We start from the raw sequence: 10,846 nt of genomic DNA, 5'->3' as shown, positions 1-10,846 counted from the left end.
CCTGCAATTACTGATGGATTTTATTATGATTTTGATACTGAACATACTTTTACGCCGGAGGATTTAGAAAAGATTGAAGCCGAAATGCAAAAAATTATTAAGGAAGATTTACCTTTGGTGAGAAAGGAATTGGCACGTAAAGAGGCGGTACGCTTTTTTAAAGAAAAGGGAGAAGATTATAAAGTAGAGTTGATTGAGGATTTGCCGGAGGGTACGTCCATTTCTTTATATGAACAAGGGGAATTTGTAGATTTGTGTGCTGGACCACATTTGCCGAGTACTGGGAAAGTAAGGGCCATAAAATTAATGAATCTAGCTGGTGCTTATTGGCGTGGTCAAGTAGAAAATAAGATGCTGCAGCGTATTTATGGTACTTCTTTTCCTAAAAAAACAGCCTTGGATGAATACCTTTTCCGTTTGGCTGAGGCTAAGAAAAGAGATCACCGTAAATTGGGTCAAGAATTACGGTTATTTACTGTAATGGAGGAAGGTGCTGGTTTCCCTTTTTTCTTTCCTAAGGGAATGGTAATTAGAAATGAATTGGAACAATATTGGCGGGAAATACATCGAGAATGGGGATATCAAGAAATTAAGACTCCCCTACTTTTAAACCGAGGGCTTTGGGAACGTTCTGGTCATTGGAGTCATTATCGGGAAAATATGTATACTACTGTTATTGATGAGGAAGATTATGCGATTAAGCCCATGAATTGTCCGGGAGCCATGCTGGTTTATAATTCTACACTGCATAGTTATCGTGATTTGCCCTTAAGACTTGCTGAACTAGGTTTGGTACACCGTCATGAACTTTCCGGTGTCTTACATGGGCTGCTTAGGGCACGTAGTTTTACTCAAGATGATGCCCATATCTTTATGCTTCCTGAACAAATGACCGCGGAAATTAAAAAGGTAATTACTTTAGTTGATACTGTTTATAAACGCTTTGGCTTTGAATATCATGTGGAGCTCTCTACTAAACCAGAAAAAGCAATGGGCTCTGAAGCTGATTGGGAAAAAGCAACTCAAGGGTTGGAGCAGGCCCTGCAAGAAAAAGAAATGGTTTATAAAATTAATCCAGGTGATGGGGCCTTTTATGGTCCTAAAATTGATTTTCACTTACGCGATTCTTTGGGACGTACCTGGCAGTGTGGTACTATTCAACTAGATTTTCAGATGCCGGAAAAGTTTGATCTCACCTATGTTGGTGAAGATGGTGAAAGACACCGTCCGGTAATGGTTCATCGGGTAATTTTTGGCAGTTTAGAACGTTTTATCGGGATTTTAACTGAACATTATGCTGGTGCTTTTCCTACTTGGCTAGCACCTGTACAGGTTAAAATTTTACCGATTACTGAACGACAGCACCAGTATGCTCAAAAAATTGCTGGACAGTTTTTTCTCAAGGGTGTACGTGTAGAAGTAGATGATCGCAGCGAAAAAATTGGTTATAAAATTAGGGAAGCTCAATTGGAAAAGGTGCCTTATATGTTAATTGTTGGGGATCGTGAAATGGAAGAGGGCACAGTGGCTTTACGTACTAGAAAAGATGGTGATCAAGGTAAAGTGAATTTGGCTGATTTTGAGTCAAGATTATTAACTGAAATTAAAGATAAAATATAGTAGCATAAAGTAAATTTTTGCGGCTGCTGACCTTTTGAAAAAATATTTCTCTGTACTTTTTATTTGTAGCCAATTTTCATAATATGTGCTATAATACAGACAATGGGAGGTGTGAATAGATGGAAGAACAAAAGGGGTTTTGGGCTAGACAGAGTTCTCGTTTTCATAAATGGCAGGAAAATCGCAAACAATTATGGGAGGAAACAGTAAGGGAGCAGGCGGTAAGATTAACTGGTAAAGCCCGATTAGAGACTAAGGATAAATCACAAACTACTTTAAAAGATTTTTTTTCGGTTCCGAAAAAAATAATTGGAAATGTCAGCAGACCTAAACGAAAATGGTTTTCTTTTGATGATTCGCGAAAGAGTAATTTACTGCGCAGTTTGGATAAGCAAATTCGTCAGGCTACTCGTGGTGAAACCTATTTAAATTTAAGTAATGATGAATATGAAGATGCGGCTATTTTGGTACGCGAGGAAATGGCTATTGAGGATACTTTTGAGCGTAATTGGGAAACTCTTATGAAATATTATTCTCCGGCGGAAGCGGTGCATCTAAAGGAAACATTTATCGCTCGGGCTAGGGAATATGATGAAGTACGGAGAATGGGACTTGATGTTCGTCCTGGGAAAATAGCTCATCTTAGAGAAGCGGAAGTTCGTTTTGGTTATGTTTGTCCCCAGAGTTTAAATTATTTAAAAGAATTGGAAATTGAAATTAGGGCCAAACAAAAGGTAAGGGGTATGGATAGAAGAATTGCCGAAGGGGCTAAATTAGAAATTAAGGAAGATAAGGCAGTAGAGGCTCCTCAAAAGCCAAATTTTTATAGAATTAAAGTTCCCGCGTTTGCCCAAAGGAGTTTGCAGGATTATATTGGTACTTCAGCAACTCCAAAAGTTAGTGAGCGGACGGAAATTCCGCATGGGGAAAGAGGAATTTGACATTAATAAAATTACTTGCTATAATGGCAAGGTAAAAAAGAACAAGTAGAGGCCGTCCGCTTCTCACCTTATGGCCGGTTGCCAATAAGGTTCAAACAAGCTAAAAATTTTCTTGGCGGATGGTTTCATCTGCCTTTTTTATTTGTAAAAAAATTTGGAGGTGTGCAGTCATAAGTAAAGAATTGCGTGTCAATGAAAAAATTAGGTGTAGGGAGGTTAGGTTAGTTAGTGAGGACGGGGAGCAGTTGGGGATTATGCCCCCACGGGAGGCTATGGAAATAGCCCGGGGTAGGGGATTGGATTTAGTTGAGGTTGCCCCTCATTCCAAGCCACCTGTCTGCAAAATAATGGACATTGGGAAGTATAAATATGAGCAAAGTAAACGGGAACGGGAGGCAAGGAAAAAGCAGCGGGTTATTAATGTTAAGGAAATAAAACTGCGTCCTAATATTGAAAAACATGATTTTTTAGTTAAGACTCGTCATACTATACGTTTTTTAAAGGGTGGGGACAAAGTTAAGGTAACCATTATGTTTAGAGGACGAGAAGTTTCTCATCCTGAATTGGGACGTGAGTTATTGGAAAAAGTTGTAGATGTAGTGGGAGATTATGCTGTTGTGGAAAAACATCCTAAATTGGAAGGTCGTAATATGACCATGTTTTTATCTCCTAAATATGATTAAAGGGGGCGGAATTAGTATGCCAAAAATGAAATCACACCGCGGAGCGGCTAAACGTTTTAAAGTTACAGCTAAAGGTAAAGTGAAAAGGCGTCATGCTTATAAAAGTCATATTTTAACTAAGAAAACTGCTAAAAGAAAGCGTAATCTTAGAAAAACAACGATAATGAGTAAAGCTGATGCTCAACGAATAAAAAAATTGATTCCATATAGTTAAAAGGGGGTTAGTGTTATGGCACGTATAAAAGGAGGACCTGTGGCTCAACAAAGGCACAAAAAAATACTTAAATTAGCCAAAGGGTACCGTGGGGCTAAATCTAAATTATATCGTCCGGCAAATGAACAAGTAATGAAATCTTTAAAATATGCTTATGCCCATCGCAAACAGCGTAAAAGAAATTTTCGGAAATTATGGATTACCCGCATTAATGCAGCTACACGTTCAGAAGGGTTATCCTACAGCCGTTTTATTAATGGACTTAAAAAAGCAGGTGTAGAAATAAATCGTAAAGTTTTAGCTGATTTGGCAGTTAATGATAGTCAGGCTTTTCATCAATTAGTGGAAGTAGCCAAAAAAAATGGTTAAGGTTTTAGGGAACGAAATTATATGAAACTAATTACTTCTCGGCAAAATGCTCATTTTAAAGCAAGATGTAAATTACAACAAAAAAAACAGCGTCAACTAAGTGGGCTGTTTTTAGTTGAAGGAATAAGAATGGTAGAGGAAGCCCTACAAAGTGGTACTTTAGTGGAAATTTTTTTTAGTGATGTTTTGTTTAAAACATCCAGGGGACAAAGGCTTTTTCAGTTAATAGAGAAAAGTTCAATTCAGGGTTATCAATTAGATACCAGGCTTTTAAAGCTTTTGTCAACAGCTGAATCACCCCAGGGTATAGTTGGGGTAGTACGGCAAGAAAGCTTGTTTTTAAAGGAATTAAAAATTAACAGTGGTTTAATTGTGGTGCTTGACGGTTTACAAGATCCTGGAAACTTGGGAACAATTTGGCGTACTGCTTGGGCAGTGGGAGTTGATGCACTCTTTTGTTTGCCGGGAACGGTAGATCCCTATAATTCCAAAGTCATTCGTGCTTCAATGGGAGCAGTTTTTCAAGTGCCATTACTGTACATTGAATGGCCTGAGCTCCATGATTGGCTGCGAAAAACAAATTTTCAATTGATTGCCGCTGATGTAAAGGCATGTCAAAATTATACTCAATTTGGTTATGCTAAAAAGGTAGCTGTCTTGATTGGTAATGAGGGACAAGGTTTTTTAAGTATAGCTTTGAATGAGGTAGATGAACAGGTTAAAATTCCGCTGCAAAGTGGTGTGGAATCACTTAATGCCGCTGTAGCCAGTGGTGTTTTACTTTATGAGATTTTAAGACAAAGAAATTAAGTTAAAAAATGTTGCACGGGAACCGTGGAGTGCTTGGACAAGGAAATAAGGTACCGCGGAAGATGAGCTTTCGTCCCTTATTTTAGGACGAAGGCTTTCATTATTTAAAGGGGGTTTGGCAAATGCAACAGCAATTAAAGCTTTTGCGGGAAAAAGCTGCTGCTGAATTTGAAAAATGTTTGAGCCTTGAAGAATTAAATGAATTAAGGGTAAAATATTTGGGCAAAAAAGGTGCCTTGACTCAAATTCTGCGAAAAATGGGAGAATTATCGGCCGAGGAGCGTCCCTTGCTCGGGCGTTTGGCCAACCAAATTAGAGATGAATTGGAAAAGCAAATAGCTATTTCCCGGGAAAAGTTTAAAAAAGAGGAAATGGCGGCAGCTCTGCTGCGAGAAAGTATTGATTTGACATTACCTGGTCTAGGGCCGGAATTAGGTAGGGAACATCCTTTAAATATTGTTTTAGAGGAAATTGAAGAGATTTTTTTAGGAATGGGCTTTACAATTGCTGAGGGTCCGGAGATTGAACTTGATTATTATAATTTTGAAGCTTTAAATATACCCAAAGATCATCCGGCACGAGAAATGCAGGATTCCTTTTATATTTCACCAGAGGTGCTTTTGCGTACCCATACTTCTCCTGTTCAGGTGCGGACTATGGAAAAAGCTGCTCCCCAACTTCCAGTAAAAATTATTGTACCTGGTAAAGTATATCGGCGTGATGATGATGCTACTCATTCTCCTATGTTTCATCAGGTTGAAGGATTACTTATTGATAAAAAGGTTCGTTTAAGTGATTTGAAAGGGGTCTTGTTAGAATTTGCCCGGCGAATGTTTGGACCAGAGCAAAAAATACGTTTGCGTCCTAGTTTTTTTCCTTTTACAGAACCGAGTGCCGAAGTTGATATTTCTTGTGTAATGTGTGCTGGTGCTGGCTGTCGAACCTGTGGACAAACTGGTTGGATTGAAGTTTTGGGTTCTGGTATGGTTCATCCGCGTGTTTTGGAAATGGGTGGTTATCAACCTGAAGAAGTAAGCGGTTTTGCATTTGGGATGGGTGTGGAAAGAATAGCTATGCTTAAATACGGGATTAAGGATTTAAGGGCTTTTTTCGATAATGATCTTCGTTTTTTAGAACAGTTTTAGGGGGTTTGTCAAATGTTGGTTTCTTGGAAATGGCTAAAAGAATTAGTCGAAATAAAAGAAACACCGGAAGAGATAGCTGAACTATTAACTAGGTCGGGTATTGAAGTGGAAGGAATTATTAAAAACAAAATTGGTCAAACCAATTTGGTGGTGGGTTATGTTCGGGAAATAGTTAAACATCCGCAAGCAGATAAATTATTAATTTGTCGGGTTGTAGTGGGTGAAGAAGAAAAAACCATAGTCACTGGAGCTGACAATGTAAAGGAAGGACATCAAGTAGTGGTTGCTTTACCGGGTGCACTTTTGGCCAATGGTATGTTAATTAAAGAGGCAAGCCTGAGGGGTGTTAATTCCGAAGGAATGCTTTGTTCGGCTGCAGAACTAGGCTTAGAGGTGGTCAAATTACCTGAGGAGGCTCGTCAAGGTCTCTATATTTTACCTGAGATGGTTGAAATCGGAGCTGATGTAGTTGAACTATTAGAATTGGATGATCAGGTATTGGAATTAGAATTAACACCAGATCGGGCTGATTGCTTGGGGATGATTAATCTTGCCCGGGAAATAGCGGCTTTAACTGGGGGGGAATTAAAACTACCTTATGTTAAACGGTCTATTCCCGGGGGGGAAGCCGCTAAATTAATTAATGTGGAGATCGAGAATCCGGATTTATGTTTCCGTTATGTGGCCCGTTTAATTAAAGATGTACAGATTGGACCTTCTCCTTTATGGCTGCAGCATAGATTATTGTCTGTGGGTATTAGACCAATTAATAATGTTGTTGATGTTACTAATTATGTAATGTTGGAAAGGGGACAACCTTTACATGCTTTTGATTATGAATTTTTGACAGGTAAAAAAATTATTGTTCGTCAGGCCCGGGAAAATGAGAAATTGGTTACTTTAGATGGGCAAACTAGAAAATTGGATCCGGAAATGTTGGTGATTGCTGATACCCAAAAGCCGGTTGCCTTGGCCGGGGTTATGGGGGGTTTGGAATCTGAGGTAACTTCCCAAACGAAAATGGTTTTATTGGAATCAGCTTGCTTTTCCGGTACAAGTGTACGTCGAACTTCACGTAAATTGGGACTTCTTTCAGAAGCAGCTCTGCGATTTGAAAAGGGAGTTGATGTTCAACAAGCCCATTTAGCGGCTGATCGAGCCCTAGAATTATTAGAGGAAATTGGTGCTGGTGTTTTGGTTGAGGGGTGTGTTGATAATTTTCCGGTAGAGAAAAAAAGAGCGGTGATTAAATTACGTTACGAAAAAGTCAATCAGGTTTTGGGTACAGCTCTGTCTGTTCAAGAAATGGAAAAACATTTAAAAGCTTTAAGGATTAAAGTAGTGGAGAAAAATGATGAGAGTGGTTTTTATTTACCTCCTTCCGAGCGATTGGATTTAAATGAAGAAATAGATTTAATTGAGGAGATTGCTCGTTTATATGGTTATGAACAAATTCCACATACATTACCTGAGGGAGTTACTACCCAAGGTTTTAGAACTAAGGAGCAAAATTTTAGGCGAAAAATTAGGAAGATAATGGTTGCTCAAGGTTTGTATGAAGTAATTAATTATAGTTTTATAAATTCGCGGCATCTGGATGCTTTGGGGATTCCGGAAAAACATGTATATCGAGATGTGGTAAAAATTCAAAATCCTCTTTCTGAAGAACAGGCGATTATGCGAACTACTCTTTTGCCAGGTCTTTTGGAAAACATACGTAAAAACATTTATCAACAGCATAAAAACTTAAAGTTATTTGAATTAGGTAAAGTGTATTGGGCTGCTGGTTTTCCGCAAAAGCGAAATCTACCACTCGAAAAATGGCTGTTAAGTGCGGTTTGTACCGGGGAGCGGGAAAAATCCTGGTCATGGGAAGCTCAAACTTACGATTTCTATTATTTAAAAGGTGTTTTAGAAAATTTGCTAACAGGTTTGGGGTGTCAGGATTGGGTTTGGGAAAAAGCCGTGGAGGTAACGGGATTTCATCCAGGTCGTACGGTTTATTTAAAATTAGGGGGAGAGACCCTAGGTGTTTTAGGTGAATTGCATCCTTTCCTTTTGGAGAAATATGAAATAGAACAGCGAGTGTGTCTGTTTAATCTCGATGTAAAAAATTTATTTGTGCAAACAAGTGAGGTTAAGAATGAATTACGTCCACTATCCAAATATCCACCTGTAACTAGAGATTTGGCTCTTGTTGTTCCTGAAAGTGTTCCTGCAGGTGAAATTTACGAAGTAATTAAAAAAGAAGGTGGTGAATGGCTACTTGAGGTAAAACTTTTTGATCTGTACCGCGGTCAACAAATTGCTTCTGGTCAAAAAAGCTTAGCCTTTTCTTTAACTTGGCAGGCACCACATAAAACATTTACTGATGCCGAAATTAACATTTTGAGTGCTCGAATTGCCACGACCTTGAAAGCAAAATTTGAGGCACAATTGCGGCATTAAAAAGCCAAAGGATAAAAATCTATTCGATTTTTGCAGGAATTTTTGTTTTATTCACGAAAGAAGAAAAAGGGATTTGATTCTATTTTTTTGAGAGAGTGAGGGGTTCCCTAAGATGAAGGAAAAAAATCGTTTAAAAGTAATGATTTACGGTGAGGAATATACGATTAAAGGTAGTGCTGATCCTACTCATATTAAAAAGGTAGCTAATTTTGTCGATCAAAAAATGGAACAAATTTCACATACAAATTCCTTTCTTTCTATAAAACAAATTGCTGTTTTGGTAGCCCTAAATTTAGCAGATGAATTACTGTGTTTGCGTGAAGATTATGATGAACTAATTAAAATATTAGATGGGATGCATAAGCGGAAAAAAAGTTGATAGACTATAGATAAAATGAAGGAGGTACTTGAAAATGCTTTTACGAGATTTTTATCAAAAATGTATAGATTTAGGTAAGGAAAATGATCCACGCGGCCCACAAAAGGTTGAAAGAGTATTGGCTCTGGCGAAAAAAGAATATGAGGCTTTAAAAGATGAGGTTAAGCAATATTATGATACTGAAAAATTAACGAATCCATATGCAGATACCCGTATTTTACATGGGGATCCGGAAACGAAAATTCAACGTATTTTTGTGGGTATTGATATGGAAACATCAGAAATTTTATTAGCTGATCGATTGCGAGAAAAGGGAGAAAAAATTGATTTAGTTTTATCTCATCATCCGGAAGGAAGAGCCTTGGCTTTTTTAAATCAGGTAATGCCCTTACAAGAAGATTTGCTTGCGGATTTGGGGGTACCAATTAATGTGGCCGAAGGTATTTTGGCTTCCCGCATCAGTGAAGTTGAACGGGGTTTAATGCCTTTAAATCATAATCGTCCCGTAGATGCAGCTAAATTATTAGGATTTCCCTTAATGTGTGTACATACTCCGGCTGATAATATGGTAACAACCCATTTAACAAATTTATTTGCTGAAAAAGAACCAGAAACTTTACAAGACATTATTGATTTATTACTTGAGTTCCCCGAATATCAGGCCTCCATGAAATTAAATATTGGACCTAAGATTCTTTTGGGCAAAAAAAATAAGCGCGCTGGTAAAATCTTTGTTGATATGACTGGGGGTACTGGAGGCTCTAAAGATGCCTTTGAGAAATTGGCTATTGCTGGTGTGGGAACTATAGTTGGCATGCATATCGGGGAAAAACATCGTCAAGAGGCAGAAAAAAATCATATTAATGTGATTATTGCTGGTCATATGGCTAGTGATTCTTTAGGGATGAATCTTCTTTTAGATCATTTTATCCAACAGGGTTTGGAACTCTTGCCTTGTTCAGGTTTCATCAGAGTAGCTAGATAAAAAAGGAACCTAAATGTGAGCGGTAATTCAGCATAGCCAAGATTTTGGCTATGCTGTTTAATTTCTTACGAATTATTTTTTGTGGTATGATATAAATAGGAATTTAGGTTTTTGATGGGGGGAAAAGTTTTGGAAGAAAAGGTTCTACAAAAATTAGAATATGATCAAGTAATAAACATACTGGCGGAAAAATGTACTTCGCGATTAGGTAAAGAATTAGCTTTAGGGTTAAAGCCAATTACCGTACGAGCTGAGATAGAAATAAGGCAAAGGGAAACAAGTGTAGCTAAAGAAATTTTGCGACTATATCCTGAATTTTCCTTGGGAGGGCTGCGGGATTTACGCAGCTGTTTAAATAAAGCCAAAAAAGGCGGAGTTTTGGAACCAAACGAGTTTTTGAAAATTACTGCTACCTTATCCGTTTTGCGTCAGGTGAAGCGGTTTTTTAGTGAAAAAAATTATCCGCTTTTAGAAAAGTATGTTGCTGATTTGCCGCTCTTAGCTGTTTTGGAAAAACAAATTAAGAAGCAGATAACCAAAGAGGGGTTGGTTAGTGATCGTGCTACGCAAGAATTGTTTCGGCTGCGCTGTCGCTTAAAAAATTTAAAAGGGAAAGTTAGAGAAAAACTAGATAGCCTAATTCATTCACCCCAAATGGTTAAATTTTTACAAGAACCTTTAATTACTATTCGTAATCAGCGTTTTGTTTTACCGGTTAAACAGGAATACCGCAGTGAGGTAGCAGGAATAGTGCATGATCAATCAGCTAGTGGAGCTACACTATTTATTGAGCCTTTGGCAGTAGTGGAATTAAATAATGAGTTGGATTTATGTGAAGTGCAAGAAAGAGCCGAAGTGACTCGTATTTTAAGATCTTTAAGTGAATTAGTAACAAAGGATGAACAAGATTTACGTCGGATTTTATATTCTTTGGCTAAATTAGATTTAATTTTAGCTAAAGCCAAATTAAGTACTCTTTGGGATTGTGGGGAACCCTGTTTTAATGAAAGAGGTTATCTCAAAATTGTTCAAGGAAGACATCCTCTTTTGTCAGGAAAGGTAGTACCCATTACAATTGAATTAGGGGCTGTGTTTGATGCTTTAATTATTACTGGACCCAATACTGGAGGGAAAACAGTGACCTTAAAAACTGTGGGCTTGTTTGTTTTGATGGCTCAAACAGGTTTACATTTACCAGCTGAAACTGGAACTGAATTGGCCGTTTTTAAAAATGTTTATGCAGATATTGGTG

11 protein-coding genes and 1 other annotated feature are annotated in these 10,846 nt (G+C 37.9%); all 11 genes read left to right on the top strand.

Annotation, left to right across the window (positions count from 1 at the left end):
- A partial coding sequence (gene thrS, locus GX687_01765) for a threonine--tRNA ligase (GenBank protein ID HHX96177.1) occupies positions 1-1,620 on the top strand: 1,620 nt, incomplete at its 5' end.
- Between the two features lie 119 nt (positions 1,621-1,739).
- Complete coding sequence (locus GX687_01760; protein HHX96176.1) at positions 1,740-2,561, top strand: hypothetical protein; 822 nt, start codon at positions 1,740-1,742, stop codon at positions 2,559-2,561.
- Positions 2,562-2,598: 37 nt separating this feature from the next.
- Positions 2,599-2,708, top strand: a sequence feature (ribosomal protein L20 leader region).
- Positions 2,681-3,244, top strand: a complete 564-nt coding sequence (locus GX687_01755; GenBank protein ID HHX96175.1) for a translation initiation factor IF-3 — start codon at positions 2,681-2,683, stop codon at positions 3,242-3,244. (Overlaps the previous feature by 28 nt.)
- 16 nt (positions 3,245-3,260) lie before the next feature.
- On the top strand, positions 3,261-3,458 hold the full coding sequence (rpmI, locus tag GX687_01750) for a 50S ribosomal protein L35 (protein HHX96174.1): 198 nt from the start codon (positions 3,261-3,263) through the stop codon (positions 3,456-3,458).
- A gap of 15 nt (positions 3,459-3,473) precedes the next feature.
- Positions 3,474-3,827, top strand: a complete 354-nt coding sequence (gene rplT, locus GX687_01745) for a 50S ribosomal protein L20 (GenBank protein ID HHX96173.1) — start codon at positions 3,474-3,476, stop codon at positions 3,825-3,827.
- A gap of 21 nt (positions 3,828-3,848) precedes the next feature.
- Positions 3,849-4,637: an RNA methyltransferase gene (locus GX687_01740; protein HHX96172.1), complete on the top strand. Its 789-nt coding sequence runs from the start codon at positions 3,849-3,851 to the stop codon at positions 4,635-4,637.
- Positions 4,638-4,759: 122 nt separating this feature from the next.
- Positions 4,760-5,782, top strand: a complete 1,023-nt coding sequence (gene pheS, locus GX687_01735) for a phenylalanine--tRNA ligase subunit alpha (protein ID HHX96171.1) — start codon at positions 4,760-4,762, stop codon at positions 5,780-5,782.
- Between the two features lie 12 nt (positions 5,783-5,794).
- Positions 5,795-8,230, top strand: coding sequence for a phenylalanine--tRNA ligase subunit beta (locus GX687_01730; protein ID HHX96170.1), 2,436 nt, complete (start codon positions 5,795-5,797; stop codon positions 8,228-8,230).
- 112 nt (positions 8,231-8,342) lie between these two features.
- The gene (gene zapA / locus GX687_01725; protein HHX96169.1) at positions 8,343-8,609 is read left to right on the top strand and encodes a cell division protein ZapA; all 267 of its coding nucleotides are present in this window, start codon (positions 8,343-8,345) and stop codon (positions 8,607-8,609) included.
- A 34-nt stretch (positions 8,610-8,643) separates the two neighbouring features.
- Positions 8,644-9,594, top strand: a complete 951-nt coding sequence (locus GX687_01720; protein ID HHX96168.1) for an NGG1p interacting factor NIF3 — start codon at positions 8,644-8,646, stop codon at positions 9,592-9,594.
- 129 nt (positions 9,595-9,723) lie between these two features.
- Positions 9,724-10,846 (top strand): endonuclease MutS2 (locus tag GX687_01715; protein HHX96167.1); only part of this gene is annotated, 1,123 nt, incomplete at its 3' end.

The sequence above is a fragment of the Clostridia bacterium genome (assembly GCA_012841935.1).
GTDB lineage: Bacteria > Bacillota > Peptococcia > DRI-13 > DTU073 > DUTS01.
This window is presented reverse-complemented; position numbering and strand designations above follow the sequence as displayed.

Coding starts and splice junctions, on each gene's coding strand:
- GX687_01760 (HHX96176.1), top strand. CDS start 1,740: ATGGAAGAACAAAAGGGGTTTTGGGCTAGACAGAGTTCTCGTTTTCAT.
- GX687_01755 (HHX96175.1), top strand. CDS start 2,681: ATGGTTTCATCTGCCTTTTTTATTTGTAAAAAAATTTGGAGGTGTGCA.
- rpmI (HHX96174.1), top strand. CDS start 3,261: ATGCCAAAAATGAAATCACACCGCGGAGCGGCTAAACGTTTTAAAGTT.
- rplT (HHX96173.1), top strand. CDS start 3,474: ATGGCACGTATAAAAGGAGGACCTGTGGCTCAACAAAGGCACAAAAAA.
- GX687_01740 (HHX96172.1), top strand. CDS start 3,849: ATGAAACTAATTACTTCTCGGCAAAATGCTCATTTTAAAGCAAGATGT.
- pheS (HHX96171.1), top strand. CDS start 4,760: ATGCAACAGCAATTAAAGCTTTTGCGGGAAAAAGCTGCTGCTGAATTT.
- GX687_01730 (HHX96170.1), top strand. CDS start 5,795: ATGTTGGTTTCTTGGAAATGGCTAAAAGAATTAGTCGAAATAAAAGAA.
- zapA (HHX96169.1), top strand. CDS start 8,343: ATGAAGGAAAAAAATCGTTTAAAAGTAATGATTTACGGTGAGGAATAT.
- GX687_01720 (HHX96168.1), top strand. CDS start 8,644: ATGCTTTTACGAGATTTTTATCAAAAATGTATAGATTTAGGTAAGGAA.